The 26,496-nt window shown below is 40.2% G+C and carries 26 protein-coding genes; 11 read left to right on the top strand and 15 right to left on the bottom strand.

Going from position 1 to position 26,496, the window contains the following annotated elements; translation table 11 throughout:
* Together CH365_RS14305 and CH365_RS14300 are read left to right on the top strand one after the other, a co-directional pair.
* Complete coding sequence (locus CH365_RS14305; RefSeq protein ID WP_100769242.1) at window positions 1-900, top strand: hypothetical protein; 900 nt, start codon at window positions 1-3, stop codon at window positions 898-900.
* Window positions 897-1,661: a hypothetical protein gene (locus CH365_RS14300; RefSeq protein WP_100769241.1), complete on the top strand. Its 765-nt coding sequence runs from the start codon at window positions 897-899 to the stop codon at window positions 1,659-1,661. Before CH365_RS14305 ends, CH365_RS14300 begins: the two co-directional genes overlap by 4 nt.
* A 2-nt stretch (window positions 1,662-1,663) precedes the next feature.
* Here the strand turns inward: CH365_RS14300 and CH365_RS14295 are convergent, their stop codons facing one another.
* Window positions 1,664-2,338 carry an LIC_20245 family lipoprotein gene (locus CH365_RS14295; RefSeq protein ID WP_100769240.1) on the bottom strand — a complete coding sequence of 225 codons (675 nt, stop codon included), beginning with the start codon at window positions 2,336-2,338 and terminating at the stop codon, window positions 1,664-1,666.
* Entirely contained in the window at window positions 2,335-4,635 is a 2,301-nt protein-coding gene (locus tag CH365_RS14290) for a sensor histidine kinase (protein WP_100769239.1), read from the bottom strand. Before CH365_RS14290 ends, CH365_RS14295 begins: the two co-directional genes overlap by 4 nt.
* A gap of 163 nt (window positions 4,636-4,798) precedes the next feature.
* Here CH365_RS14290 and CH365_RS14285 point away from each other — a divergent pair, with 163 nt between their 5' ends.
* Window positions 4,799-5,374: a lytic transglycosylase domain-containing protein gene (locus CH365_RS14285; RefSeq protein WP_100769238.1), complete on the top strand. Its 576-nt coding sequence runs from the start codon at window positions 4,799-4,801 to the stop codon at window positions 5,372-5,374.
* A gap of 7 nt (window positions 5,375-5,381) precedes the next feature.
* Here the strand turns inward: CH365_RS14285 and CH365_RS14280 are convergent, their stop codons facing one another.
* Together CH365_RS14280 and CH365_RS14275 are read right to left on the bottom strand one after the other, a co-directional pair.
* Window positions 5,382-5,732 carry a Cys-rich protein gene (locus tag CH365_RS14280; RefSeq protein ID WP_100769237.1) on the bottom strand — a complete coding sequence of 117 codons (351 nt, stop codon included), beginning with the start codon at window positions 5,730-5,732 and terminating at the stop codon, window positions 5,382-5,384.
* On the bottom strand, window positions 5,729-7,360 hold the full coding sequence (locus CH365_RS14275) for an ArnT family glycosyltransferase (RefSeq protein ID WP_244283207.1): 1,632 nt from the start codon (window positions 7,358-7,360) through the stop codon (window positions 5,729-5,731). Before CH365_RS14275 ends, CH365_RS14280 begins: the two co-directional genes overlap by 4 nt.
* Window position 7,361: 1 nt before the next feature.
* Between CH365_RS14275 and CH365_RS20015 the strand changes: the two genes are divergently transcribed.
* Both CH365_RS20015 and CH365_RS14270 read left to right on the top strand, forming a co-directional pair.
* Window positions 7,362-7,580, top strand: coding sequence for a hypothetical protein (locus CH365_RS20015; RefSeq protein ID WP_165782609.1), 219 nt, complete (start codon window positions 7,362-7,364; stop codon window positions 7,578-7,580).
* Window positions 7,581-7,619: 39 nt separating this feature from the next.
* Window positions 7,620-8,306 (top strand): TetR/AcrR family transcriptional regulator, encoded by a 687-nt coding sequence (locus CH365_RS14270; protein WP_100769235.1) that lies wholly within the window; start codon window positions 7,620-7,622, stop codon window positions 8,304-8,306.
* A gap of 44 nt (window positions 8,307-8,350) precedes the next feature.
* Here CH365_RS14270 and CH365_RS14265 read toward each other — a convergent pair whose 3' ends face one another.
* From CH365_RS14265 to CH365_RS14245, 4 genes are all read right to left on the bottom strand, one after another.
* Entirely contained in the window at window positions 8,351-10,612 is a 2,262-nt protein-coding gene (locus CH365_RS14265) for an aconitate hydratase (RefSeq protein WP_100769234.1), read from the bottom strand.
* A gap of 190 nt (window positions 10,613-10,802) precedes the next feature.
* A complete protein-coding gene (locus CH365_RS14260) occupies window positions 10,803-11,804 on the bottom strand; it encodes an OmpA family protein (protein WP_100769233.1) in 1,002 nt (333 codons plus the stop codon).
* Window positions 11,805-11,994: 190 nt separating this feature from the next.
* Entirely contained in the window at window positions 11,995-12,939 is a 945-nt protein-coding gene (gene epmA, locus CH365_RS14255; protein ID WP_100769232.1) for an EF-P lysine aminoacylase EpmA, read from the bottom strand.
* A 364-nt stretch (window positions 12,940-13,303) separates the two neighbouring features.
* Window positions 13,304-13,744, bottom strand: a complete 441-nt coding sequence (locus CH365_RS14245) for a DUF4279 domain-containing protein (RefSeq protein ID WP_100769230.1) — start codon at window positions 13,742-13,744, stop codon at window positions 13,304-13,306.
* Between the two features lie 226 nt (window positions 13,745-13,970).
* Between CH365_RS14245 and CH365_RS14235 the strand changes: the two genes are divergently transcribed.
* Together CH365_RS14235 and CH365_RS14230 are read left to right on the top strand one after the other, a co-directional pair.
* Window positions 13,971-14,696 (top strand): response regulator transcription factor, encoded by a 726-nt coding sequence (locus CH365_RS14235; RefSeq protein ID WP_100769228.1) that lies wholly within the window; start codon window positions 13,971-13,973, stop codon window positions 14,694-14,696.
* A 158-nt stretch (window positions 14,697-14,854) separates the two neighbouring features.
* Window positions 14,855-15,403 carry a DUF1564 family protein gene (locus CH365_RS14230; RefSeq protein ID WP_100769227.1) on the top strand — a complete coding sequence of 183 codons (549 nt, stop codon included), beginning with the start codon at window positions 14,855-14,857 and terminating at the stop codon, window positions 15,401-15,403.
* 29 nt (window positions 15,404-15,432) lie between these two features.
* Here CH365_RS14230 and CH365_RS14225 read toward each other — a convergent pair whose 3' ends face one another.
* Both CH365_RS14225 and CH365_RS14220 read right to left on the bottom strand, forming a co-directional pair.
* Window positions 15,433-15,738: a 4a-hydroxytetrahydrobiopterin dehydratase gene (locus tag CH365_RS14225; RefSeq protein WP_100769226.1), complete on the bottom strand. Its 306-nt coding sequence runs from the start codon at window positions 15,736-15,738 to the stop codon at window positions 15,433-15,435.
* Between the two features lie 12 nt (window positions 15,739-15,750).
* Window positions 15,751-16,164, bottom strand: a complete 414-nt coding sequence (locus tag CH365_RS14220; RefSeq protein ID WP_008589116.1) for a TraB/GumN family protein — start codon at window positions 16,162-16,164, stop codon at window positions 15,751-15,753.
* Window positions 16,165-16,369: 205 nt separating this feature from the next.
* Between CH365_RS14220 and CH365_RS14215 the strand changes: the two genes are divergently transcribed.
* The 3 genes from CH365_RS14215 to CH365_RS14205 are packed head-to-tail and all read left to right on the top strand — an operon-like array spanning window position 16,370 to window position 17,342.
* The gene (locus CH365_RS14215; protein ID WP_100769225.1) at window positions 16,370-16,648 is read left to right on the top strand and encodes a DUF883 family protein; all 279 of its coding nucleotides are present in this window, start codon (window positions 16,370-16,372) and stop codon (window positions 16,646-16,648) included.
* Window positions 16,649-16,663: 15 nt separating this feature from the next.
* Window positions 16,664-17,047 (top strand): LBF_4227 family protein, encoded by a 384-nt coding sequence (locus CH365_RS20170; RefSeq protein WP_100769224.1) that lies wholly within the window; start codon window positions 16,664-16,666, stop codon window positions 17,045-17,047.
* 22 nt (window positions 17,048-17,069) lie between these two features.
* Complete coding sequence (locus tag CH365_RS14205; RefSeq protein ID WP_100769223.1) at window positions 17,070-17,342, top strand: hypothetical protein; 273 nt, start codon at window positions 17,070-17,072, stop codon at window positions 17,340-17,342.
* Between the two features lie 20 nt (window positions 17,343-17,362).
* Here the strand turns inward: CH365_RS14205 and pyk are convergent, their stop codons facing one another.
* The 4 genes from pyk to CH365_RS14185 form a co-directional block, all read right to left on the bottom strand.
* Window positions 17,363-18,793: a pyruvate kinase gene (gene pyk / locus CH365_RS14200; RefSeq protein WP_100769222.1), complete on the bottom strand. Its 1,431-nt coding sequence runs from the start codon at window positions 18,791-18,793 to the stop codon at window positions 17,363-17,365.
* Window positions 18,794-18,833: 40 nt separating this feature from the next.
* Window positions 18,834-20,804: a hypothetical protein gene (locus CH365_RS14195; protein WP_100769221.1), complete on the bottom strand. Its 1,971-nt coding sequence runs from the start codon at window positions 20,802-20,804 to the stop codon at window positions 18,834-18,836.
* 16 nt (window positions 20,805-20,820) lie between these two features.
* Window positions 20,821-21,867: an aspartate-semialdehyde dehydrogenase gene (asd, locus tag CH365_RS14190; RefSeq protein WP_100769220.1), complete on the bottom strand. Its 1,047-nt coding sequence runs from the start codon at window positions 21,865-21,867 to the stop codon at window positions 20,821-20,823.
* Window positions 21,868-21,944: 77 nt separating this feature from the next.
* On the bottom strand, window positions 21,945-23,489 hold the full coding sequence (locus CH365_RS14185) for a hypothetical protein (RefSeq protein ID WP_100769219.1): 1,545 nt from the start codon (window positions 23,487-23,489) through the stop codon (window positions 21,945-21,947).
* A gap of 178 nt (window positions 23,490-23,667) precedes the next feature.
* On the opposite strand from CH365_RS14185, the gene CH365_RS14180 reads away from it, so the two are divergent.
* On the top strand, window positions 23,668-25,059 hold the full coding sequence (locus CH365_RS14180; RefSeq protein ID WP_244283201.1) for a hypothetical protein: 1,392 nt from the start codon (window positions 23,668-23,670) through the stop codon (window positions 25,057-25,059).
* Here CH365_RS14180 and CH365_RS14175 read toward each other — a convergent pair.
* Window positions 25,044-26,489 carry an MBOAT family O-acyltransferase gene (locus CH365_RS14175; RefSeq protein ID WP_100769218.1) on the bottom strand — a complete coding sequence of 482 codons (1,446 nt, stop codon included), beginning with the start codon at window positions 26,487-26,489 and terminating at the stop codon, window positions 25,044-25,046. The two genes, CH365_RS14180 and CH365_RS14175, sit on opposite strands and share 16 nt — an antisense overlap.
* Between the last annotated feature and the right edge of the window lie 7 nt (window positions 26,490-26,496).

The following is a 26,496-nucleotide window of genomic DNA, read 5'->3' as shown; positions in this document are numbered from 1 at the left end:
TTGGCATTTTGGAAAAGATTTGTTTCCCGTAAAACTAGGGTAGAGAACTGGATCACTAAACCCGGAGTTCTGGAAAACAGCGTACGTAAAAGTTTACATTTTTTATTTAGATCCAGCTTAGAGGAAATTTTTCCGGAAGATCTTTCACTCTCTCCTTCTGCTTTGGGACTCGTCCGTCTTCCTGAAGAAAAACTAAAAGTTTTGGCAGAAGAATTTCCAATAGAGAAGGCATTCCCCTACTCTTCCGCGGATGAATTCCTTTCCGAAGAATCTATGAATTCTATCGTAGAATTTATAGCAGGGACACAGGCTGCTCCTTCTAAAAATCTAATCCTAGGAATTTTGAATCAACCTGAAGTTCAGGCGATCTTCTCCCAAGGATTGGAAAAGGTTTTAAACGAATTTCATAAAAAGATAAATCCTTTGCATGGGGTTTTCCAAGCGGCAGGTTTGGAAAAACAAATCTCTCAATTCCTATCTTCCTTATTACCTACGTTTACAGAAAGGATTGCTGATTTCGTTTCCATAGGTTCGGGAACTAAAGAGATCCAAGCAGTGATCCGAAACACTTTAAAAATACTTTTCCAAACAGGTTTTAACGATCTAGGAAGATTAGAAACTTCCAGATTCGGTGCGGGAACGGATCGGATCAGAAGAGCGATCGCAAGCGATGAAAAAGTTCGTGGAGCGATGGAAAATTTATACTCAGTCAGCAGAGATACATTACTGAATCATTATAGAAAAGAAACTTTGAAAGAATTTATAGGACTTTCGGAACCTGAATTGGATCTATGGATCAGTAAAATTTCCGAAGATCTAGCGTCTAATATTAGAAAGGTCCATTCTAAAAGATCCCTTTCTCCTTTAGTTCTCGATATACTTACGGATATTTTGGGATGAAGAAGGTAATTTCCACCATCCAAAACGCATTAGAATACCTGGATAAACTAGGGCCTCAAAAATCCTTCCAGTTATTCCGTAATTTAGGTTATGAAGCGTTGTTTTCTATTTCGGAAAAGGTGGATCATAAAAGACTTTTATTCTTAAGCCAAAATCTGAGTGAACAGGAAATCGTTACTCTTTTACAATCCATCCAAGAATCGGTCCTAGTAGACCTGATTCAAAATACAGTTCCATCGGATCTTGTGTATTATGTAAAACATTTAGGATTCAAGGATCTGAAATTTTTAGCGGAGTCTATCTCTCCTTTAGATGTTTCTAAGATCAATAATACAATCGGCTCTAAAACGATCGTAGAAATCTTAACGAATATCGGGCCGGATTCTGCGATTGCTTATTTGAATGCCATAGGTATAGATTCTTTTCTGGAACTGACAAAAACTCTGCCGGTAAAAGATTTCGTTCCTTTAACCAAGGCTTTAACTCCGCAAGAATGTGCGGAATGGATCCGCAAAAGATCTATCTCGGAGATCCCGGCCTTGCTGAAATCTTTGGGAACTAAAAACGCGGTAGGCCTTTTACAACAAATAGGCTTTCAAAAAGTAATTTCTATTCTTTCCGTTTTGAATCAGGAAGAACTTGTGCATCTGATCCGCACATTAAATAAAATGAAATTACCTTCGGTAAGAAAACCGGCCGCAAAAAAAGGTAAAGTCCCTCAAAACAAAAGAACTTCCAAAAGAAAACGTAAAAGTCTTTAAACTCAATTTCCTTTTTGGGCAGAAATCACTTCTTCCCTACTCTTAGAAAGTCCATCCAATCGTTCCTTTAAAAGTTTCTCATATTCTAGATTGGCACTTTTAGGATTTTCTCCCACTAATTTTTGGTAATTTTCCATCCCATACTTCAAGATCTCCAACATGTCGTCGGATCTTTTTAGTTTTGTATTTAGGTAGAAGGACATTTCTTCTTTCGAAACGTCCTTTCTTTCTAAAATTTCTCTTTGTACTCTATAATAATGATCTTCATTCTCTTTCTTTTTAGCGGTTTCTTCTTCCGAAAGTTTTTTAGGAATTAGAGAATTGTTTGGGAATTTTTCGGTAAGAGGTTTGAATCTTTCGTAAAGTTGATCGTATAATTTTGCTCTTTCTTCCGGACTTAAACTTTCTAAATACGATTTTGTTTTAGTAGGTTTGGAATCAGGCTCAGAAACGACTGCGACAGGGCCGGCTACGGTTTCTTCGACATGTCCCGAAAAGTCTAAGAAGGATCCTCCTTCAAATAAAGAATTTTCTTTTCTAGTCAAGGTCTCTTCCGAGAGTCCGCCTTGGTAATATGTGTTTTCTTTTGCAGAAGGTTCCGGAAATAGAAGATAAAAAATTCCGATCAAGGAGACGATGAATACGGATAGGATTAGATATGTTCTTTTTTGATTCATTCAGAATACAAAGGTAAAATCACCTTAAAAATGCTGCCACCTTTTTGGTTTGGCTCTACGATGACTTCTCCTCCCATTTTATTAATTAAAGTTCGACTGATAGAAAGCCCGAGTCCGGTACCTCCCACGGTTCTATTCCTTTGGTCCGGTATCCTAAAAAATCTTTCGAAGATCAGTTCTTTGTATTTAGGATCTATTCCGATTCCTGTGTCCGTAAATCGAACCTCTACTTTTTTATCCGCAAGCTTTTTAAGAGAGACATCGATCCCGCCTTTTTCCGTATATTTTATCGCGTTGACGAAAAAATTCGTGACGATTTGTGAAAATTCGAATCTCACTCCTTTTAGTTTCAACCCGTCAGAAAAATTAGTAGTAACAGTCAGTCCACTTTCGGATGCGGAAGGAGAATTGATATACAATACTTCTTCGATCACAGTTAACGGATCGAAAATTTCGTACATCTCTTCGGAAGTTTGAGAATCCTTCTTTTCCAATTGGAGAAGGTTATCTATCAGAAAATTCAATCTTCTCACATTCTTGCGGATCACGTCGGTCATTTCCTTCTGATCCTTGTCTAAAGAAAGCTGATCATTCGAAAACAGAAGATCGAAATATCCTTGGATATTGGTCATTGGAGACCTAAGTTCATGAGATATATTGGATATAAATTCGTGTTTGATCTTCTCGGATTCCAGAATTAATGCATTATCATTTACTTGGATCTGATAAAATCTTTTGGTTTCAGCACTGAATCCGGTTACGCTCAAACCGACAGAAAATTTAGTACCATCTTTTAAGATCAAACCTGCTTCCGGAATGAAAGTCATGTTTTGGTCCTTCCCTCCGGGAGATTTTAATTCCGTTTGTTCCAAAATATCCGGAAGAACTCTTGCTAGTCTTATATTCTTAATCTCGGAGGTTTGGTATCCGGATACTTCTCTGAATCTTCTATTTGCATCCACGATCATTCTTGTGTCTGCGTTTACTATGATCATCGCATCTGTCGCAAACTCGAACATATAACGATATCTTTCTTCCGTGGTTTGGCGTTTCAGGTCGCTTATATCCAGTCTTGTTTCCAAGAGATAATTGTCTTCAGAAAGTCTTTTATTCTTCTCTTCTATATCGCGGATTTCTTGATTCAAATAATCTAATATTGCATTCACTGTGGAACGAATAAAAAGGTACGGACTTTTGGGAAGTTGTGTGTCCAGAGAAACTTCTCTTCTTCCTAAAAAGAGAGAAAGTGCCAATTCTTTCATTTCAGAGACCAAACTTCTGAGCGGAGAAATATCTTTTACCATATTTCCGAACTTTGCTTTTCCGTTGGAATAATAACTATGATAGAGTTTGGAATTTGTCTGTTTGATCGAAGAAGGAAATTTAGGAAAAGGATTATCCGCAACTGAATGTGCCAGATTTTCTAAGACCTTTTTACCTCCGTCCAATCCAGGAAATGTTTTTCCGTACATTTCCATCACGAAACGTACATCTTCGAAAGAAGGCATTCCGGATAAAATTTTTCCAAGCTCGGGCACTGGCCTTCTATAAAATCCGTCCAGTTCTCCCGGCTTCCAAGGACAAGGACCTACCCAATCTGCCACGAATGAATCTCCTTCGTAAGCGACATGATTTGCTAAATCTTCCATTGCCTTTTTGATAGCTCTGGAAACTCTATTTGCTTCTTCCGGAAATTTAGAAGCGAATCTTCCAGTGAACACGAGCATATTTGTAGGTAAATAATATGGCGGAATTTCGTTTTCCACCGTGAGGCAGTAGCCCTTCTCCCCAAAAAATGGATACTCTTGTAAAGAAGCGGCCGCCCCCAAACACTCCGCACGAATGAACTCATGAGCGAGTAATGTAGGCCTTGTTGTTAGATAAGGTACTGGTTTTCTGCGATGATAATTTTCGGAACGGAAAAATTCCTCTGCTACGAACCTATCCAATGAATACGGATGTAAAATCGGTAAAAAACTATGATACGAATCTCGGATAGATTCGGCTTCCATATAAGATGCGGAATAAAATCCATGCACCAAACAGGATAAAATGATCCCTCTATAAAAAGTCCAATGGGGAGAAGTTTTTTTGAGCTGTTGGTGTGCCCATGCGGTGAAAGGAATTTCTCCCGCTTCTGCCCTGCCTTCTCTCAGGTGAGCGAGAACTGCTTCGTAACTTTTAAGTGCGCGCACTCTGACGAGTACATCTTCTTCTTCAAAGTATCCTCGGCTGAAGGCCAGAAATACCGGAAAGGCTGTGAGCCTTGGTGTTGTGACTATCTCTATTTCTATCACGCGGTCTATCGTTCTTAAGCGCCGGGTTTTTTCAAGAAACCCTTGGATTTCCTTTCTAAAACCTGTAAAAAAGACTAAACGGATCCAAGTTTTCGTCCGAGAGACATAATAAGGATGTGAAGATTAGCCAGTTTGGCTTAGGTAGGAACTCCAGAAGGCCTGTATGAAATTAGATGATTTAGAATCTTATCGCAGAATTGTCTCCAGAATGGAGGAAATCCAAGGAATCACCGAGAGATTTCAGCCAAGACCTCCTGCCCAGGAAGGAGATCCTTCACCTCAAAAAATCGAATCAGAATTTTCCCAAGAGTTGGACGCCAAAATGAAGGGAATTTTCTCTCAGGAAAATGATCCGACTCCCAAGGACCTAACCAGTATTATAGAAAGGGAATCTTATAAAAACCATTTAGATCCGAACCTCGTCAAGTCTGTGATCAAGGCAGAGTCCAATTTTAAACCGAATGCAGTTTCTTCCAAGGGCGCAATCGGTCTGATGCAGCTCATGCCCGGTACCGCGGATATTTTAGGTGTCGAAAATCCTTTTGATCCGGAAGAAAATATCGCAGGCGGGACTAAGTTCCTTGCGGATATGATGAAAAAATTCGGAAATTCCGATATGGCAATCGCGGCTTATAACGCTGGGCCGGGAGCAGTCCAAAAATACGAAGGAATCCCTCCTTATAAGGAAACGAAAGATTACGTAAAAAAGGTAAATCGTTTCTGGAAAGGAGAGTATTAAGAAAGTTTTAATAGTACTTTTTTAATTCTCCGAACAAACAAGAAGTTAATTCGGAACAACTCGCCATCTTCGTTGGCTGAAGACATACCTGCATTTTGTCGAAATGTTTCCTGCAACCTCTTAAACAGGCGTTTTCCACCTTATACAATTGGTCTTCAGAAGTTTGTGGAAATTCTTGCTTAGTACATTTCGCAAGATTATCGCAATAATCCAGGCAAATTTCTTTTCCTTCCCATTCCATACCGGACTGGACTACAGTTCCTCTGGAATATTTGAAGGCGATAAATGTGCCCACGGCCAGACCCAAAACGAAAATGGGAAGATAAGGGAAAATTTTTCTAAAAGAGATTGGGCTCATCGACTCTCCAATTCGGAATTCTTATTCCAAGAAGGCCTATAAAAATACACGTATTCCTTCCCTTTCGTTGGGCTCAGGAGTTCCTTCAGGGTAACATCTCTTTTCCAAACTGTTTGCGTTTGGAGAAGCTGGTATCCGGATGGAATGGGGTTCGGCTCTTGGAAAAAGACAAGGTATCTATTTCCATCCACACAATTCCGATCCGCACCCGGAACAGAATGAGTGATTTCCGCACCTGGGATTGCGTTTCTAAAAGTAAGAGCAGTCCAAGGATTTTCCGAAACTATACAAATCTGTTTTGCGTTCGTGAATGGTCCATTCTCCGGAATCTCACTTAGGTTCACTCTGGGAAGAATGGAAAATTGGATATAAGAGAGTAAACCTGCTGCGAGAACTAAGTTCAATGTCGCGGTGGAAGGAACTCCCTCCCTGTTGGCTTGGATCCTTCTGCCCCATAAAAAAATCAAAAGTAAGAATATTGTGAATATCAATTCTGCCCAGATACTTTGGCCCAGAAGAATACCAAAACTCCACATTCCGACTAAAACCAAGGCGCTGATTCCGAAAGAGAAGAAATAGTTCAAAGATAATAATCTCGAGAATTGATATTCCTTTTTTCGAATGAAGAATAATCCGATCCCCAAAAATGCTAAGGGAATCAAAGGGAGAAGGTAATAAAAATCCTTACGGTTCGGTGCCAGGTGGACCAAGCAGATGGCGAGAATTGCCCAGAGGTAGGAACTCCCGACCACTTCTCTCAAAAACTTCGGCTTGTAGAATAATTTGGAATAGAATCCGAAGAACACTGCCAGGCTAAAAGGAAAACTATAAAGTAAAAATCCAATCGGGATAATCCACTCCGACTGGTTAGCTGTCGCGGTAGAAAATTTCCCAAGGTTTTCTGTGAACAGAAAGATTTTTAAGAATTCTTTTCCTAATTCTGAATAAGAAAGAAGGACTAGAATCCAAATTATCGGAACGACCAAAGAAGAAAGATGAAAGATGATGTGAGAGAGGAGTTCCTTCCAAATTCTTTTTTTGCCTGACCATCCCCCGTTTGAGTGAAGAAGGAAAATCCCAATAATAGAATAAGATCCTAAAATGATCCCGCTATAAACTTGGAATACGGGGCCTTTCACTAGAATTGCGATTCCGGAGAAGAAACCTCCAAGAAATAACCAGATTCGTTTCTTAGAGAGCCTGAATTCTAAAATCGTGACAGAAACTAAGATGATGAAAAATGTCAATAAGGACTCCATCATCACTAATCTAGAGAATTTAAACACTCCGAGAGTCAGAGTATAAGCAGAAGAGATTGTAAACGCTAGTTTAGGACTTCCTCCTGCCCTTCTAATTCCTAAGTAAATTAGAACAGAGGACCCGAAAAAAAGTAGAAAGGAAGGAAATCTTTCCGCAAAAAAGCTGACGCCGAAAAGACTGTCTGAAAAAATTCCGAGCCAAAATAGCACGGGCGGTTTGTAGAGATTTAAAACACCTTCGAATTTAGGAAAAAGATAGGAAGAAGAGGCTAAACTCTCACGGATCGTAGCGATATGCATCGTTTCGTCCCCTTGAGTTAAGATTGCATTCCCTCCGGATCCGGGAAGTAGAAGGAATACGTTTAACAAAATGAGCAGAGAAACAAATATTCTATCTCTATTGAAACTTTTTTTAAAAAACGAATTCCAAACCATAAATTTGAAGAAAGTTCCCTTTTTTGCGGGATCTCAATCCGGAAGGATCAAAAAAACCGCATGTAATCATTCACTTACTTATCACCATATTGTGAAAATAAACGGAACAGGCAAGATTAAAGTGGATCTAAAAAGTAAAAATGCGCTTGGCTGATTAGTCGAAGGTCGGGATACATCCCATATAGGCAGTTAGATGGTTCGAACCCCTAAAAAGAAGGTCAAAAAAAGTAAGGCATCCAAAGCAGGTGCTCACGGCTCTCATAAGGGCCCTAAAAAAAGAGACCGAAAGGCAACTGAAACAGCTTTGATGAAGGCTGGGATACAAGTTTTTGCCAAAAAAGGATATGATGCGGCTACCACAAAGGATATCGCCAAGTCTGCAGGGGCGAACGAAGCTCTTATCATGCGTTATTTCGGCGGGAAGAAGGGCCTTTTAGAAGCAATCCTAACTCGAACCGACGACCTAGGTGATTCGTCTACGGGAAAAAAAGAAATAGAAGCGAAGCCGGATCTTAATTTGAATGAGGCATTGGTCGAGTCCATTACAGAAAGATGTTCCGATTTCAAACATTATTCCGACTTCATGAAAGTTGCAGTCAGTAGAATCATCTTAGACCCGGATGTTAGTAGAATTATCCAAACTAAAATTTATACCAAGGCTCTCCCGGAAATGATACAGGAGCTGGAAAAATTCAAGAAAGGCGGAGAAATCGATCCTAAAGCGGATTTGAAATCGGTTGCATTCGGAATTTCTTCTTTAACTTTCGCGTTAGGGTTTATGGCCCAGGTGGTTTATAAAATTCCGGAATCGGAAATCAAAGCCACTATCAAAGAGATGGTGAGGATTTTACAGAAGGGTCTAAAGCCGGACTCTAAATAAAAAGCCGAGACCACTCAATGGCCTCGGCTTCTTTCAGAAAAGTTTTACTTTTTGCCGCCGATCAGATTCAAAGCGCTTCCCGCCTTAAACCATTCAATCTGCTGAGCATTATAAGTGTGGTTTACTTTAAATTCGTCCTTACTTCCATCTTTATGATGTAAAGATAGAGTCAGAGGAGTTCCTTCTTTAAAATCAGTAAGTCCGATAATATCTATTTTATCGTCTTCTTGGATCTTATCGTAATCCGCTTTATCTGCAAATGTCAAAGCAAGCATCCCTTGTTTTTTCAAGTTTGTCTCATGAATACGAGCAAATGATTTTACAAGAACCGCTCTTACTCCTAAGAATCTTGGCTCCATAGCAGCATGCTCTCTGGAGGAACCTTCTCCGTAGTTCTCGTCTCCGATCACTATGGAACCGATTCCTTTTGCTTTGTATTGGCGTTGTACTTTAGGAACCTCGTCGTAAGATCCGTCCAACTGATTTTTCACGCTGTTGATCTTCTCGTTGAAGATATTCGTAGCTCCAATCAAAAGGTTATTCGAAATATTATCCAAATGCCCTCTGAATTTCAACCAAGGACCCGCCATAGAAATATGGTCAGTCGTACATTTTCCTTTTACTTTGATAAGAAGGTTCAATCCTTTTAGATCAGTGCCTTCCCATTTAATGAAAGGAGCGAGCAACTGTAAACGATTGGATTTAGGATCTACAACCACTTGCACGCCAGAACCGTCAGCTGCTGGAGCTTGGTAGCCAGCATCTTCTACATCGAATCCTTTCTTAGGAAGTTCGTCTCCATTTGGAGGATCTAATTTTACCTTCTCCCCTTTTTCATTGGTAAGAGTATCATTATTCGGATCAAAAGTAAGATCTCCCGCAATCGCTAATGCAGTTACTAGCTCCGGAGAGCCCACGAATGCGAAAGTGTTCGGGTTACCGTCGTTCCTAGATTGGAAGTTACGATTGAAAGAGTGAACGATCGTGTTCTTCTCCTTCTTATCCGCGCCTACCCTGGACCACATTCCGATACAAGGGCCGCATGCGTTCGCAAAAACTTTTGCTCCGATCTTTTCGAAAACTTTAATAAACCCGTCTCTCTCTATCGTGAAACGAACTAGTTCAGAACCTGGGGTGATTGTGAACTCAGCCTTAGGTTTTAAGGATTTTTCTGCAGCTTGATTAGCAAGAGAAGCCGCACGAGCAATATCTTCGTAAGAAGAGTTTGTGCAAGAACCGATCAAACCCACTTCTACTTTTGTAGGCCATCCGTTCTTCTTAGCTTCTTCTTTCATTTTAGAGATAGGAGTAGCTAAGTCAGGAGTGAAAGGTCCGTTCAAGTGAGGTTCCAACTCAGAAAGGTTGATCTCGATCACTTGGTCGAAAAATTTATCCGGATTTGCATAGACTTCTGGGTCAGCGGTGAGGTGTTCCTTCACCCCATTCGCTAAATCAGCGATATCCGCTCTATTTGTGGAACGAAGATATCTTTCCATAGACTCGTCATAAGAGAATGTAGAAGTAGTTGCTCCAATTTCAGCTCCCATATTGGCGATAGTTCCCTTTCCAGTACAGGAAAGAGAAGTAGATCCTTCACCGAAGTATTCTACGATTGCACCTGTTCCGCCTTTTACGGTAAGAATTCCAGCTACTTTTAAGATAACGTCTTTTGCAGAAGTCCAACCGTTTAGTTTTCCAGTTAACTTCACTCCGATCAGTTTAGGCCATTTAAGCTCCCAAGCAAGACCAGCCATAACGTCGCAAGCGTCCGCTCCACCGACCCCGATTGCAACCATTCCCAATCCGCCGGCGTTCACCGTGTGAGAGTCCGTTCCAATCATCATTCCTCCGGGGAATGCATAATTTTCTAATACTACTTGGTGGATAATTCCAGCTCCGGGTTTCCAGAAGCCGATCCCGTATTTGTTAGAAACGGAAGAAAGAAAGTCATATACTTCTTTGTTTTCGGTTGAGGCAGTCGCTAAGTCTGTAGAGGAACCGATTTTCGCTGTGATCAAGTGGTCACAATGTACTGTGGAAGGAACAGCTACCTTACTTCTACCTGCGGACATGAATTGTAATAAGGCCATCTGCGCTGTTGCATCCTGCATTGCAACGCGGTCCGGGGCAAAATCAACGTAAGATTTTCCTCTTTCGAAATTGGAGGAAGGAGTTCCTTCCCAAAGGTGAGAATAAAGAATTTTTTCGGTCAGAGTGAGTGGTCTGCCGACCACTTCTCTGGCTTTTTTAACCAGGGTCCCGAGTTTTTCATACCGGGCACGAATCATATCTATATCAAATGCCATTGTCATCTCCGATGATGGTTTCATCGTCTCTTAGGGTCGGGGTGCTTGTATAGGATTTTTCAGCCAAAAGGACAATTTTAAGAATACGGAATATCCGTTTACTATTAGATTGGATGGAGAATAAAGAGAAATGTCTGGAGTTCCTACCAGAAATTGAAGTAGAAAAGTGAAACGGGAAATAATTCCCCTTTCACTTAACGATTAGGATGTCCACTCGTCTGTTTTTTTCCTGACTTTGTCTCTTCCCCTCTGGAGAAGAAACTATCTGAGAACCTTTCGCCTCCAAAATGAAACGAGAAGTTTCCAAGCCATTCCCAAGTAAATAGTCCCTCACCATCTCGGCCCTAAGTTGAGAGACCTTCAGGTTTACCTCTTCAGTTCCTTCGGAAGAAGCATGTCCAATCAGAACTGCCTTAACGTCCGAATTTTTTTTGAGAAGAAAAGTAAGAGAATCCAAGATCCTTCTTTGAGACTGGGGAACTTTTATATCATTTTTATCAAAAAGGATAGGAGAAGATTGGATCTTAGAAGCAAGCTCCCCATCTTTTCCGGAAAAATTAGCAGATTCGTGTTTCTGTGAAAAGAAGCCAAAAATACCTTCTTTTTCCGAAGAGGAAGGAGAAGTTTCCTTCTTCTCCTCAACTTGTGGAGGTTTGCTTTCTTTAATTTCTTCCGTATGAGTATGACTGACGGATTTTTTTCCGTTGTTACGGAAGGCATAATAGATCCCTATTCCAAAGCCTCCGAGAATAATAAGAGAAAGGACCAAAACAGGAATACGATTCTGTTTTTTTGCCTGGCCTGCGGAAGGTGTCGGAATATATCCTCTATAAGGTGCGTCTGAGTGTTGAGAGCTCATGAGACTAATCGCTTCATCGTGAGAAGTGTATTCCTCTTGCGGAGAAGATTTAGTATGAGAAGATTTTTCTGCAGCCCATTTGCGAATTTCAGTACGAAACCATTCGTCAGCTTTTGTAGTAAATTGAAAATTCTCACGAACATATTCCATCGTTTTCTTTTCGATGTCCGTATAGGTATTGTTATCCTTTACGGCATTAAGAAGTTTTTTTGCATCTGCGATTGAAATACGGCCGTCTTTTTTACCTGAGGTAGCCTTCTCTGCCAACTCAATCAGGCCCCGATCATATTTTTTGCCTTTTATAGTGACGTAATAATTCTGCTTCTTAGTCATATTCTCCGTCCGCACTAAAGGCCAGGGATCTTTTCATTCTAAAAACCCTTCTCAGGCAAGTCGAATCTTAAGTTAATTTGATAGACAATCCGTGCAACAAAAGTTTTGCGAGGCCTATATTCATTATCGAACTATCCATGACGCTTTCTTAATTCTAAATGAAGTCAAAGTAGAATAAAATCCACCGTTTTCAAATTTCTTGCCAATATGGGCTAACTTCCGAGAGGGAGTTCCTTCCTAAAAGTACCATTAGAAGACGATCCAATCCAATCGAAATTCCTGAACATTCGGGAATCCCTCTTTCCAAAGCCTGAAGGAACTCCTCATGAAGAGGAAAAACTTCCTTCCCTAACTTTCTTCTCAGCTCTTGCTCTTTTTGAAAACGAGCTTTCTGTTCTATCGGGTCCAAGAGCTCGTAAAATGCGTTAGCTAATTCTATTTTCCCGAAATACAATTCGAATCTTTTAGCCACCCCATCTTCAATTCTAGACAAAGCAGCCATTTCTGGAGGATAGTCATAGATGAATTGGAATTCCGAAGTGAAATTCGGTTCCAATAAGTTTAAGAATATTAAAAAAAAACAGTCTTCATATTCCATGGAATCGAAAGAGAGATTTGTCAAAGACAACTCGGCTATTTTTCGTTCCAACGAGTCTCTGTCCCAAGTTATGCCTGTCCAATCGAAGAGGAGTTCCTTCACTGACTTTCTTTGAAAGGGCCTGTCAGGAAGAGGGAGGCTCAGTTCGTTAGCAATCCATCGAATTAATTCTTCAAGAAGGTTCATTGCCTGGTGCAAATCGTCGCCTACTTGATAAAATTCCAGCATGAGGAATTCGGCTGTATGGTAGGAACTCCCTTTCTCCCCAGAGCGAAAGGTATGTGCAATTTCGTATACCTTTCCTGCTCCCAAAGATAACGCTTGTTTAAGAGAATATTCAGGGGAAGTAATAAGGTACCCCTTCTCCTCACCGGACGGAGATCCTACCAAAAATGGATCCAAATAAGGCTCCATTCCAGGAATTTTTTTCAAGGAGGGCGTATCAACCTCGAGGAATCCCTTTTCATGAAAAAAAGTTCTCGTAGCATGCAAAAATCTTGATCGAAATGACAATATTTCTAAGTTATTCAGCTTCATCTTTGAATATGATCTTACGAAACAGTAAACTAATCCTTTAGAAAGGGAAACGATAGTGGAGTATACCCGAAAATACAATTTTTTCGAAATAAGAAAAAAGCCAAAGGCTGTAGAAATTGAACCACTTCTTTCCGAAGTAAACGATCAAGTATTGAGCGAGTTGAATTCGGTTTTGGCGATGGCTTTTTATGAAACAAATCGCCATGTAAAATTGGAAATATCTAAATTTGATACGTTGCCATTCCCAGTAATCGAGAAACTAATCAAATACGCCTTAGATCTACGTGAAAAGAACCGAGTGTTAATTCTCTCAAAACCTAGACCTCCAATTCGAAAATACATTAAAACCTTCTCTTTAGAAGAATTAATTCTGGTCCTCTGACCTTCTTCTTCTTTCCGGAACATTCCAAGCATGAAAGGATAATTTTAATCTAAGATTTCCGAGCAGCAAAAGAGTCCTAGCGCTCAATGTAGTTTCTTCCATATTACCGTTATTAAATTCAACAGAACAATATAGTACGACATTATGTTTTTCGCAAAAACTTTGAAATTCTTTGCGGTGCGGAGCGATTCTTTCCAATAATTCTTGGATATGATCTTCCAGGGGAGAGCTTGCATCTCTCTTGGAGTGGATTTGCCACAAAGAAGAAGCTACAGATTTTCCGGAAATGGCAGGAACTCCTTTATTTACCGACAAGTCCGGTCGAATTCCAAGAGTTCGAGTGACTTCGTGAACATCCAATCCAGGTTCCGAAACCGCAATGAGAGCCCAACTCCGGGGGAAAGAAGGGTTACTATATTTCATAAACTGTCCAAAACCAGACTTTTCACATTAAGAAATAAGAATTCTCTGGAAATGCCATTAAAGATAAACAGCAAAACCTTCAAAAACGGCAAACATAAAGCATTTTTCGAATTTTTGTTTTTCAATCAATACATTTAAAATCCCATTTTTTGCTATGTTACAATTTTGGTGGGAATAATATGTTGTAATGAGGTTAAATTTAACATCCAATACACCTGAGGCGCTTATGAAGAATATTCTGGTAATTGAAGATGATCCGGACATCGGGAATTTAATACGAAAGTCATTGGATTCAGCTCATTACCGAACCACCATTCAAACTTCTGGCGAAGAGGGCCTTAAATACTATAAGGCAAACCACCCCGACCTTTTAATTTTAGATCTTTCCTTACCAGACATTGACGGGATGGACGTATGTCGAACCGTGCGACGATCTGACGAGAATACCCCTATTTTTATAGTTACTGCCCGAAATGAAGAAATAGATAGAATAATGGGACTTGAGTTAGGAGCAGATGATTATATCACGAAGCCTTTCTCCGTAAGAGAATTAAAAACCAGAGTAGATGTATTCTTCCGTAGATGGGACAAAAAAGCTGGCATTAAACCGAATATTGGAAGCGGGGGAGAAATCATCAGGGGATCTCTGAAAATTGATCCGGTTCGGCGTAGAGTCACCCTGAAAGATCAGGTGATCAATATTTCCCGGAAGGAATTTGATATTTTGCAATTGATGGCAACTTCTCCCGGCAAAGTTTTTTCAAGAGAAATGATATTAGAAGCAGTCTGGGGAATGGAATGGGATGGATTTGAACGAATGATCGACTCCCATATTAAAAGAATTCGTTCCAAGCTCGAAAAAAATTCAGCCCAGCCTGAGTGGATCGAGACAATCTGGGGAATTGGTTATAGATTTACCGACAACTATGAGGGAATCGTAATTTTAGATTAGATCTTTTATCTTCAGATTATAGAAAATCCGTTCTTAAGTATTTTAAGAGCGGGTTCTCTGCGGAGTTCCTTCCCAAAAAAAATCTATTATTCATTTAATCCCTACACTCTCCGTAAAAAAGTTCACTCCCTTTTTCCATTTCGAGACCTGTTTCCGATATGGAAAAAATTAAACATACATTTCACCGATCCTTTTCCCAAAATATCTCCTTAGAAGGTATTATTAAAAAGAAACGCAAAGTCTCCACACTTCTGATCCCGCCACACCTAGCAAAATACATTCGTAGACAAGGCATCAATTATTTACTAAGAAAATTACTTACGAGTCAGCGAAAAAGTTTTTATTCAAATAAACATCTTAATTCTGAATCCGCATACACCAAATATCAAAACATTCGAGGAAGATCAAAAGATAATAGATATATAAAGTTCAACTTCAGACCAAGACCGGAAGATTGGATTCAACTTAGAACTCTTGCTATTAGCCAAGGGGTTTCAACGTGCTATTTATTTGTACTACTTTTGGAAGAATATAAATCTGCAGGTTTTTCAAATGCGGGAAAAGTAATCTGGCGAATAAAAACTGTACTACATACAAATTTTGATTCTAGGATCTTTTTCCGAGAACTGAAGATCTTAGAATATCAATTGGTGAAATCAGACTTTCGAGTAAAAAGAAAAAACCCTCACGGACCGAAAATTGCTTAAAAAATCTTAATTAACAATTCAGTTTTATATCAAAGATTACTTAAAAGATTTTCGGCATTGAGAGCAAATTGTAAATCGAGATTGGATAATCCTTTTAAGCTATGGGTATAAAGTTCTATTTGGACAGAACTATAGGAGAGAAAAATGTCTGGATGGTGATCCATATTATTTGCAAGATTTGCTATAGCTGTTACAACTCTAATTCCATCTAGATATTGAGATAATTTATATATTCTTACAATCTTTGGAACATTATCTGCTGTAGTTATTTCCCAAGTGGTTGGGAGTTCCTTCCTAATTTGCTCTATTGAAAGAGGAACCGGAGAATTATTCATAGAATCTCAGAATTAGAGCACTTTCTTCAGAGCTTGTTTGATCTTCTCTGCGTCATCGATAGCGCCATTTGAAAGAGATCCTGCGCGTGCCATTAAATTGACGGCCCCGTCCATTCTGGCTTTTAACTCTTCGATTTTGTGCAACTGATCGTTTAGGAAAGCAAGCTTAGATTCAATTTCCATTTCCTTCCTTTCAAGAAGAAGTTTATAATTCTCTAATTCTTGGATCTTCTTGCGGGTTTTTTTAGCCTCGCTATCCACATCTTTCCGGTAATATTTCTCTAATTCTTTCTCGGCTTGCGCATGACGATCAGCTTCTGCCTTAAACTCTCGCTTCAAATGTTTCAGTGCCTGGCGGTAAGCCCTATTGTATATTCTCTGTCTTTGAGTTCTTCGTATCTTAGCTATTTTAGATATTAAATTCATATGCCATCCCCTTTTTACCTTGCATAGACTGGAATGGTTTTCGCTTCGATTTCTATCCGTTTGCCGGCTAGACCTAATATATCGACTTATTTATCCCTACGGTCAAATTTAAAGTCCTTAATTTTTACGATTGAATGATTTCAAGGTGTAAAATTCTTGAAATTGATGAGCTATACTAACATAAAAGTATCTGGAGGGCGTTCTTATGTCTAAAGGTGATAATCTAAGCGAAGAACTCCAAATTTTAAAAGATAAGGCCAAACAAATTACAGGTAAGGCCCGGGAGGAGTATTTGGAACACGTATCTGATCTAAAGGAAAAATTAAAACAAGTAACTGGCGAAACTAGCGAAAAAGCCAAACAAATTATCGATCAAACGGGAACTTACATTAAAGAAAACCCACAAAAAGCAACTTTGATCGGATTAGGAGTTGGAGTCGGGATAGGCGTGATTATTGGAATGCTTATCGGTCGAAGAAAATAATACGGAAATTATCCATTGACCGCTAAAAGAACGGATTCAGAAGAAATTCCTTACGAAAATACCGAAAAGCAGGAGGAGACTTCATTTTCAAGTTTCGAACTGAAGGAACACCTGCTTGCTTTCATTAATTCAATCGCAGAATATTTCGAAACTCTTATTCTCTACGCAAAAAAAATAGCAACTGAGAAGATTGTTCTAGGTATCCAGGCCTATATATTCTTTCGGATCACTCTTTTTTTCATTAGTTTAAGTGTATTATTTTTTCTGGCCGCCTTTTTCCTCTTTTTGCAAAGGCAATTTGAAGGTGATCCGTTGCCTGCAGCCCTTGGAACAGGAGGACTCTGCCTTTTTATTTCCTTAACAGGCGTCTTCGCCCTTATTCGGAAGCTTAAGGCATAAAAGTGGAAGGAACTCCTAACCCATGAGTAAGACTCAAAACAAAGAAAGTATAATCTTCTCCCTAAACCCTCTATCCGGAGAAGACTATACTCCTTGGAAAGACCCTTCCAAAATGAGTAAAGAAGAACTCAGACTCTATTTACAGATCAAAAAGCTGCAGGTTCGACTGAGCTTTGAAAGATTACAATCTTCTATCAGTTACACTGGAATGATAATTGAAGCCTTCCAAAGCCTAGGGCTTCAGGATTGGGTCCTAAAATTACTGAACCAGGAGATCGAGGATACTCCAGAATAGTCTGGAGTTCCTACCAAACCTTACTTCACCTCTCGAATCTGGATCGTCTCCACCCTGTCCGCACCCGCAATAATATCCGACAAGATCACCACCTGATCTCCGTCCTTCACCCGACCGCTTGACTTCAAAGTCTCAATCGCTAGTTTGATCGTCTTTTCCGGGTCACTGGAAAAATCGATCCGGTACGGAATCACACTTCGGGTTAGCCAAAGTTTACGACGGACAGTAGTCATATTTGTGAAAGCATAGATAAGTGGAAACCTAGGATGGAAGGAGGCAACGTTCAAAGCAGTAGTTCCTCTCCTAGTAATCACTATAATTGCAGGCGATTTGATGGAATCCGAAAGCATCGCGGCCGATCTAGCCATTTCTTCCTTTTTATTGGAAGGAACTCTTTCCAAAACGTAACCAAGGCCCGGCGCCTTCTCCACCCTTTCAGAAATTTTATGAAGCATATCCACACAACGAACGGGAAATTTTCCTGCAGCAGTTTCACCGGATAACATGATTGCATCCGCTTCCTCAAAAACTGCGTTTGCAACGTCTGTAACTTCCGCGCGAGTTGGAGAAGGATTATTAATCATGGATTCCAAAAGGTGAGTCGCAACAATCACTCTCTTCCCTTTGATCGCACATTCTTTGATAATAGCACGTTGGATCAGTGGAAGTTCCTCAATAGGAAGCTCGACTCCAAGATCTCCCCTCGCCACCATCACTCCATCAGCAGCTTCTACAATTTCTAACATGTTCTTAACTGCTTCTTGGTCTTCGATCTTTGCAATAATGTCAGTGTGTCCGTTATTTTCTTCGATAATCTTACGAAGTTGATGGATGTCTTCCGCAGAACGAACGAAAGAAAGTGCAATAAAATCTACATCTTCTTCCAAACCAAAAAGAATATCTTTTTGGTCTTTTTGAGTGATAGAAGGTAAGTTTACACGAATCCCCGGAAGATTGATATGTTTACGAGAACCTAATTTACCACCGTCCACCACCTTACATTTCAAAGCGGTTTCTTGGATTTCTTCCACCACAAGATTGATCAAACCGTTATCTACAGTGACCCTATCTCCGATTTTCAGATCTTTTACGATGTCCCTATAATTTACAAAAACAGATTGTTCCTCGGATTCTTCCCCCGGGATAATATGAAAGGTAAAAGACTCTCCTACTTTCAGATCCAAATGATCGACTTGCAGATCGCCAGTCCGAATTTCCGGACCTTGGGTATCCAACAAGATCGCAATAGGATGTTTTAACACATCTTTATTCAGGGATTTTATAGCTCGAATTATGGATCTATGAAAATCATGATTTCCATGTGACATGTTCAATCTGGCGATATTCATCCCAGCTTCTGCAAGAGATTGGATCATTTTTTTGTCGGAGGTTGCAGGGCCGATCGTGCAGATAATTTTAGTTTTTCTGAAATTAACTAATTCATTTTTCATGTATATTCGGTTTTATTAAAATTGCTCCAGTGATCCGAGCTCAGATTTTAGGAAGGGTTCTGTTCAAAAAATCTTCGAAAGAAATATAAAAATCGAACTTGTCCTGTTCAGGCATGCCCGCGTTTTTCTGCTCGTCTACGATCCTCTTCGCCTTATCCAGCAAAACTTTGCCGTTCTTTTTCAAGAATCTTCTTGAGATAAGGATCGGAAAAGAATACTGCTCTTCCTGATTTCTAACCATAAAGGAATGGATTTCCTTTTTTGCATTCTTTTTCAGGAAGTTAATCAGAGTATTTTCGTCCATATCTCCACCTAAAGCTTGTAAGAGATATTCCCGGTCCGGAAGTTCGTCCTGACTCCAAGCATGGTCTATAACATCCAAGACCGCGGAAAGATTTCGTTTGATCTCGGCCTCTTGTTCAGAGCTCAATCCGGAACTTTTTACAGAAGCCCCCGAATCCGAATTTGCAACCGCCGCGGCCGCTCTCGCCTTTGCAGTGGCCTCGACAGCTTCTCTATCTTTTACTCTTCTTTCGGCAAGTTTTACTTTTTCTTCCTGAGCGGCCTTTGTCCTTGCTTCCAGGATCTTCTTATTCTGCTCCGCAGCAAGTCTTGCCCTGATCTCTTCTGCCTCGAATCTATGAACTACATTATTGCCGAAAAGAGATCTGAAAAATCTGGTGATAAAAGGAAGATATTTAAAAAGAGAAGAATATTCCAATTTTTCGAATTGAGAACTTGCCTCTCTGGACTCCATCATGTCCCGGATATTCATTTTTGCTAAAACACGAATCTCACTGTCATTTCCAGTAGCAGAGAAAACTCTTTTGGCGGTCTCGATTGCTCCATTGATACAATCTTTATGAAGAACAAAAACATAAAGACCCTTCTTATCAGCAAAATCAGAGCTCAAGATCATATCATGATTAACGATCAAATTTTTGACTTCTTCTTCAATAGGTTCTCCACGAAAACGAAGATAATTCAGATCTACCAATCGATTCGCAGATTTAATATAATCCAATAACTCGGAAAGTTTAGCTTTCTTTTCTTCTTTTTCCTTTTTCTCCTTCTCTTCTTCTTCGAAATGAATAAGAGAAAGAAGTTCCTCTACTGCGGTTTTTTGGTCACCGTAAGCAGGACTTAAAAAAGGAAGTACTTGTCCTGCAATAGAACGAGTATTTTGAAGATCTTGCTCCGAAAAATTACCAAGAACCCCGATTCTTTGTAATTCCGGAATAATTCTTTCGCTCAAATATTTTTTATAAGCATCCAGTCTCGCGATGATTTCATCCTGAACATTATAATAAAAAACAGAACGATTCCCTGGGCTTAAAGCATTCTCATTTCTATAAAAATACAGAATCCGGGAATCCACCAGCTTTTTGAGTACCGGTTTTAAATGAATATTGATCGTGGTTTGTTTTAGAACAGGAGTAACATCGAAATTATCCTGAAACAGATTACCTATCTCGGAAGAAGCATAGGTCTCGCTTAATTTATTATTATCGATACAATCGTAGATCCATTTCTGGAAACTGTCCTTCCCTGGGAACTGTCTTCTCTCCTTCACCCATCTTTGGATGGAACTAAAAGAAGTTTGGTTCACTCCGTCCACATATCTATGACTAGAACCGGCATCCGTTTGAGAAGGTCTGGCAAAAACAGTGATCAATCTTAGGAAAGAAGCAATCCTTCCGTCGGAAGAATCTCCGGTAGGATTATAATCCACCATACAGATTTTTTTTACGATCGGAGGATTTTGGCGAGCGCTCATCTCTCTTAGATAAGCGTTCACCCTTTCCTTATCCAAGGTTAACTCTCTTGCAAGTTGTTCCGCACTTGGAAGAATTTTATTCGCTACGAACTTTTCAGTCCAGTCGCCAATGATCAGTACTAGTTTATGAATTCCCTTATACTGGAAATCTCCTCTAGCCTCTAAAGCTTGAGTTAACTGTAAAGCCGAGTTATAATCCGCGACCTTGAGTTCCGGAGATTGGGGATCCAGCATGCGTCATCCTCTTCGACTAGAGTAGGTTTTTCCGATACATCAATTCCGCGTTTAAAATCGCGGCACCGGCAGCCCCACGAACCGTATTATGACTTAGGACAACATATTTCCAATCTAAAATCGGATCTGGCCTGAGTCTTCCCACTACGGTAGTCATACCTCTCCCTGTTTCCAGGTCAAGACGAGGTTGGGGTCTGTCTTCTTCCTGACGATAAAGAATCGGAAAATCCGGAGCGAGAGGCAACTTTAATTCTTGAGGCTCGCCTTTAAATGAAGACCAGGCTTCTAAAATTTCGGATTCAGTCGGCTTCTTCTTGAATTTCACGGAAACACAAACCGTATGTCCGTCGAAAACCGGGACCCGATTACAATGAGCGGAAATTTTAAAATCTGCGTTTATAATCTTGCCACCTTCGGTCCTTCCTAGACATTTCAGAGGTTCAATCTCTGCCTTATCTTCTTCTCCGCCGATAAAAGGAACTACGTTCCCTAAAATATCCATGGTAGGAACTCCAGGATAGCCTGCTCCTGAGATTGCCTGCATAGAGAATAACATAACGGACTCAATACCAAACTTTTCATATAGAGGTTTGAGAGATATGGTCACTCCCATGATCGTACAATTCGAGTTAGTCACGATCTTTCCAGGAGTTTTTTGGGTCGAAAGCACATCCAAATGGTTTGCATTCACTTCCGCAGAAAGAAGAGGAACATTCTCCACCATTCTATGATTTTTAGAATTGGAAATAATATGGATACCAGCCTCTGCAAAAGCAGTTTCCACTTCTCCTGCAATAGAAGCGTCCAACCCGGAAAAAGCTAATTTCACACCTTGGGTGATCTTAGGGTCCGGTAATGTGATAATTATGTCACGAGCATATTTAGGAATATCGCCGGAGATCTTCCAACGCTTCTTCATGATATCCGCATATGTTTTGCCTGCGCTATTCTCGGATGCGCATAGATGGGTCACCTGAAAATAAGGATGGTTTTCCAAAAGTTGGATAAACCTTTGCCCGACGGAGCCAGTTGCTCCCAAAACAGCTACGTTAATTTTGCTCATAGAACTTATTTACCGCTCGCGAACTTACAGTCCGCATTTCATTGTTTTTTTCTATTTTTTTCCAACACTATGGACTGTCATTCGACAAATTTAGATATGAGCAAAGCATACTTAGAATTCATCTTTTGAGTTCCGGCATACGTAAGATGATGGAAGTCCCAAAAATCCGTCGAAGGCAATGCCCGGCATAGATCCACAAAATTGTCCCCGCCTCCGCTAATCTCTCTCAAATAAGACAAATGCTCTTTATACCATTCCGAATCCCCGTACCAGGAAAGACTAACCGGGTTTTCTGGATTGTTTATTAAGAGAAATGGCAGATCTTTCTCTCTGAAAAAAGAAATGAGCTTCCTCATATAACGAAAATGAAGAATGGGACGGAACTTCTCCTTTGCGATCTTCTTCTTAGAGTCTGCTAACACCTGAATGTACTGTAATCCTGGTCTTTTTTTTAGGTCCGTCAGAAGACGAAAGTAAAAGTATTCTTCGTATTCCTTATCGGACATCCCTAAAAAGCGTAGATCTTCCAACCTTTCTTCTCGCACGGGCCTTCGGTCCAGAAGGGAAAGATCATCTTCCTTGCCGAAAGTCTGTTGGAGTCTTACTCCTAGAACATCCCGGGCCCAGTCCTTATGTTCCGGTCCCGCAAAATAAGGAATCCAAGTATTAGAAAGTTCCACCCGGATCCAGCTATCCTTCTCCCCTTGTTCCAAAAACTTAGGATCTAAACGAATTTTTTTCCAACCAGGGCTTGTAAACTCCAAGGTCTGCTTAACGGTATGAGAAGAATTTTCCAAGTTCAGGATCAGCTTCCCGTCCTTCAGGACTTCTTCCACTACCTGGATATAAAAACCTTTGCGAGCCATATAGGGTTTCGGCTGAAAAGAAAAAACTTTTCCGGTCCATCCTCGAAAGGTCACTTTTTCCGGAATATCTACGCCATTATATTCTCTAAAGCTGGTGTTCCTACCAAATCGATGCTCAAAGAGAGAAGAAGAAATTTTCCAATAAATCTCTTTATAACGATAAGAACCAAAGAGTGAAGCGGCTAGATATTCCGCACCTTTCTCCAATCCGATTAAATCCCAAAACTCCAAGAGAGTTTCCAAAGGAAAAATAATCTTAGATTGAGGAGCATCTCTAAAGTCCAGAGCATCTAGGATTAGCTTGGATTCTTCCGCTGTTTCGTTCTTACCATTCTTAGGATCCAAAACATAGGTCCTATATAATCTCCAATCCACAAAATTCACAGGATACACCACGAGATCAGGAGACAAACTTAAGAACTGTCCCCTCATTAAGTAGGCATCCAAAGGAGGCATACCGGCGTAAGATAGAAATACAATATCTAGATCTTTCCCAGTGACCTTACGAAGTTCTTCCTCTAAACCTTTAGGATTAATGGAATAACCTGCAACGCTGGAACCTATTACTAAAACGCGAAACTTTTGCTTCGAGATTTTTTCGAAGGTTTTAAACTCGTGTAAAAAATTATAAAAATAATCCGCTCCCCAGGAAGATTCGTTAGGCAAAAGCCAAAATGCATATCGGAAGAGGAAGAAGTCCAAAAAAATTACAGAGATCACAGCCGAAAATAAGATGATTAACTTGGGACGGGACACAGCTCCATAAACTGAAAGTAATTGCCTCTTTGTCCAGAAATTGTTGCGTTTTCTACTTTACCTAGGACGAGGCATTGGCCAGGATTCCCAAGTGGTTTGGCTGTGGACTTCGATAATTATTTTCCTAACCTCACTTATATTTTCCCTACTTACTGCGCCTAAAGAAATTTTCTGGAATATGGAAGCTCTGTATCTTCCTTCCGTATTAATCGACGTACTTCGGGATGGAGGTTCTCTAAGAGCCTGGTCATTTGCCCCCACACCTTATTTTTTTCCGGACTTACCGATCGTTTTTATATTCGGCTATATCAGTGAGAATATTTTCAGGACTTTAACACTCTATGCGATTTTCCAAACTTCTTTACTCGCATATCTTTTAGGAAAATTCATTCGGGCAATGGAGCCGAAAATGCCCAGGCCCCAAAGTTACGTTTTTAGCTTACTCACACTCTCATTTCTATTTTTGGTCGCTGAAAAATTCCCGTTATTGTATTTTTTATATTTTCCATCCGTACATATCAGCGCATTTCTCACCACACTCTGGATCTGGCCTTTTCTAAAAAGGGAGAAGGTCCCTAAATATTCAGTCTTCCCTCTGCTGGCCTTACTCACAGTTTCGGATAGGATCTTAATTTTAGAATTGTATCTGCCCACTTTATTTTCTTGGGCAAGAAGATACGGTCGTTGGGGAATCTCTTTCCCATTGATCACCGTCCGTTTTTTTGCCACGGGACTGATCGGGTTCGGACTTCATTCTTTGATAAAAATTTTCTTAACGATCAACTCACCCAACAAACTTTCTACGTTAGAGTCTATCTCACATTGGTGGAGTGATTTTTTCGCTGCAATTCTGAGTTTAAAACTATCAGGAATTTTTCTCTTATTTTCGATTCTGGCTGGGATCCTATGTTTACGAAAAGGGAAAGAATCGGGGCATAGTTACGGATTTTTAGGGTATTTCCAGCTCAGCCTTTGCTTTTTACCACCCTTACTCGGGCTTTATTCCGGCGAAAATTCACTTAAATACAGCCTTCCTGCAATCGTGATGGTTCCCGTACTTTTCGGGATTTTACCTTCTATCAAAAACCAAAACTATCTAAGTCATTCCAGAAATTTTGCATTTTTAGGGTTAATCTTCGGACTTGGGACATTTGCTGCATTTGGAGAAGGAATCTCACAAATCAGGGATCCGAGAGAATCCATCCGACCGCCTGAAACTGTCTGTGTAGACGAATGGAAAGAAAAAGATTCATTCGTTTTCGTACTTTCGGAACCGCGAAAAGCCAGAAGAATACTCGCATATTCCGAAAAGAAAGTTCTCGCGTACCCGATAGATTTCAGCACATTAGAAGGATCTTATTCAGTCTCCAACAAAGAATGGTTCCTATTCCCTCCAGAAGGTCCAATCGCAGTATTGCCGGAAGGTTTAGGAGAATCCAGAATCAAATCCTTTTATGGAGAACCTTCTCGCATTTTAAATTGTGAATCCGGGAACGCAAAAATTTGGGTCTACGAAGATAACGCAAAGATCAGAGATTATCTGCAAAGGCCCGTTCAAAAAACAAAATAAATAAATGGTTGTGATTCTGAAGAGAATACAACAGCAAACAAAAACCCGATTCCTATCAGAACCCCGAAATATACCGGATGAAGGTTCTCGTAAAATTTACGAAAACTACCGCCTTTTTCATCTCGATTCCCGATCCAGGTCGCAACAAAGAATAAAAAGAACGTAATAAACAAAATACGCAAAGAAGAAAGAGCCGGATTCTCTCCCGTCGAAAGTCCGAAAAGTTTTTCGAAAACAATCCCTGTAGTCTTCCAGTTGGGAGATCTGAAAAATACCCAACAGAGAACCACACATAAAATCACAAAGACCCTATAAGAAAACCTTCCCAAAATTCCTGAACCGTTCTCGGCAGAAAAAAAACCAGGCCAGAATTTTTTGAGCAACCTTTCCAAACCTAAAAATAAACCGTGAAATCCTCCCCAGACCACAAAGTTCCAGCTAGCACCATGCCAAAGTCCGCCCAAAAGCATAGTTAAGAATAGATTCACATAAGTTCTCAGCTCGGATTTACGATTTCCGCCCAAAGGAATGTACAAATAGTTCCTAAGCCAAGAAGAAAGAGAAATATGCCACCTTCTCCAAAAATCGGAAAACCCTGATGCAAGATAAGGCATTCTAAAATTTTCAGTCAGCCTAAAACCCAAAAGAAGAGCACAGCCTAAGGCGATATCCGTATACCCGCTAAAATCACAATAGATCTGAAGAGAATATGCAAAAACAGCTGCCCATGCATAGGCACTCGAAAATGCCAAGGGAGAGCGATAAAAAGAATCCGGTAAGATCGATAGTTGATCCGCTATGATTACTTTCTTCCATACACCCATCAAAATTAAGACTAGGCCCTCTCTAAGCGGGAGTTCCTTCCATATCACCCAAGTCTTAAGTTGAGGCAAAAAGGTCTTAGCCGGAACAATAGGTCCCGCAACCAATTGAGGGAAGAAGGAGAGAAACAGTGCATAGTTCCAAAAATTCCTTTCAGGCAGAATTTCTTTTCGAAATACATCGATCGTGTAACTCAGGGACTGAAATGTATAAAAAGAGACCCCTACAGGAAGCACAATGCGCCATACAGGAAGACTCGAATTCAGCCCAAATGCCGAAAATACGGCATTTCCGGACTGCATAAAGAAAATGAAATATTTAAAAAACGCTAAAACCCCAAGATTTAAAACCAGGGAGATAGAAAGCAGAACTACTCTAGATCTACCTTCTTTTTGATCCATTGTTCTTCCGATCCAATAATCCAAGATAGTTGTCCCGAAAAGCAGGAGCCCAAATTTAGGATTCCAAGACATATAAAAGAAATAGCTAGCAGCCAATAAAAAGAGCTTTGGAACCCATTCTGGAAGAAATTTCAGCCTGGGAAGAGCCCATCGAAGCCCAAATATAAGCAAAAAGAAGAATAAAAAGAGGGGAGTTGAAAAATTCATTTACCTA

Source organism: Leptospira neocaledonica (assembly GCF_002812205.1).
GTDB classification, from domain to species: Bacteria; Spirochaetota; Leptospiria; order Leptospirales; family Leptospiraceae; genus Leptospira_B; species Leptospira_B neocaledonica.
Note: the sequence above shows the minus strand (reverse complement) of the source record. Positions and strands in the feature narration are given on the sequence as shown.

Bases quoted from the DNA above. Each gene is read 5' to 3' on its own strand.
- CH365_RS14300 (WP_100769241.1), top strand. From the start codon at position 897: ATGAAGAAGGTAATTTCCACCATCCAAAACGCATTAGAATACCTGGAT.
- CH365_RS14295 (WP_100769240.1), bottom strand. From the start codon at position 2,338: ATGAATCAAAAAAGAACATATCTAATCCTATCCGTATTCATCGTCTCC.
- CH365_RS14285 (WP_100769238.1), top strand. From the start codon at position 4,799: ATGAAATTAGATGATTTAGAATCTTATCGCAGAATTGTCTCCAGAATG.
- CH365_RS14280 (WP_100769237.1), bottom strand. From the start codon at position 5,732: ATGAGCCCAATCTCTTTTAGAAAAATTTTCCCTTATCTTCCCATTTTC.
- CH365_RS20015 (WP_165782609.1), top strand. From the start codon at position 7,362: ATGAGCAGAGAAACAAATATTCTATCTCTATTGAAACTTTTTTTAAAA.
- CH365_RS14270 (WP_100769235.1), top strand. From the start codon at position 7,620: ATGGTTCGAACCCCTAAAAAGAAGGTCAAAAAAAGTAAGGCATCCAAA.
- CH365_RS14265 (WP_100769234.1), bottom strand. From the start codon at position 10,612: ATGGCATTTGATATAGATATGATTCGTGCCCGGTATGAAAAACTCGGG.
- CH365_RS14260 (WP_100769233.1), bottom strand. From the start codon at position 11,804: ATGACTAAGAAGCAGAATTATTACGTCACTATAAAAGGCAAAAAATAT.
- epmA (WP_100769232.1), bottom strand. From the start codon at position 12,939: ATGAAGCTGAATAACTTAGAAATATTGTCATTTCGATCAAGATTTTTG.
- CH365_RS14245 (WP_100769230.1), bottom strand. From the start codon at position 13,744: ATGAAATATAGTAACCCTTCTTTCCCCCGGAGTTGGGCTCTCATTGCG.
- CH365_RS14235 (WP_100769228.1), top strand. From the start codon at position 13,971: ATGAAGAATATTCTGGTAATTGAAGATGATCCGGACATCGGGAATTTA.
- CH365_RS14230 (WP_100769227.1), top strand. From the start codon at position 14,855: ATGGAAAAAATTAAACATACATTTCACCGATCCTTTTCCCAAAATATC.
- CH365_RS14225 (WP_100769226.1), bottom strand. From the start codon at position 15,738: ATGAATAATTCTCCGGTTCCTCTTTCAATAGAGCAAATTAGGAAGGAA.
- CH365_RS14220 (WP_008589116.1), bottom strand. From the start codon at position 16,164: ATGAATTTAATATCTAAAATAGCTAAGATACGAAGAACTCAAAGACAG.
- CH365_RS14215 (WP_100769225.1), top strand. From the start codon at position 16,370: ATGTCTAAAGGTGATAATCTAAGCGAAGAACTCCAAATTTTAAAAGAT.
- CH365_RS14205 (WP_100769223.1), top strand. From the start codon at position 17,070: ATGAGTAAGACTCAAAACAAAGAAAGTATAATCTTCTCCCTAAACCCT.
- pyk (WP_100769222.1), bottom strand. From the start codon at position 18,793: ATGAAAAATGAATTAGTTAATTTCAGAAAAACTAAAATTATCTGCACG.
- CH365_RS14195 (WP_100769221.1), bottom strand. From the start codon at position 20,804: ATGCTGGATCCCCAATCTCCGGAACTCAAGGTCGCGGATTATAACTCG.
- asd (WP_100769220.1), bottom strand. From the start codon at position 21,867: ATGAGCAAAATTAACGTAGCTGTTTTGGGAGCAACTGGCTCCGTCGGG.
- CH365_RS14180 (WP_244283201.1), top strand. From the start codon at position 23,668: ATGGAAGCTCTGTATCTTCCTTCCGTATTAATCGACGTACTTCGGGAT.
- CH365_RS14175 (WP_100769218.1), bottom strand. From the start codon at position 26,489: ATGAATTTTTCAACTCCCCTCTTTTTATTCTTCTTTTTGCTTATATTT.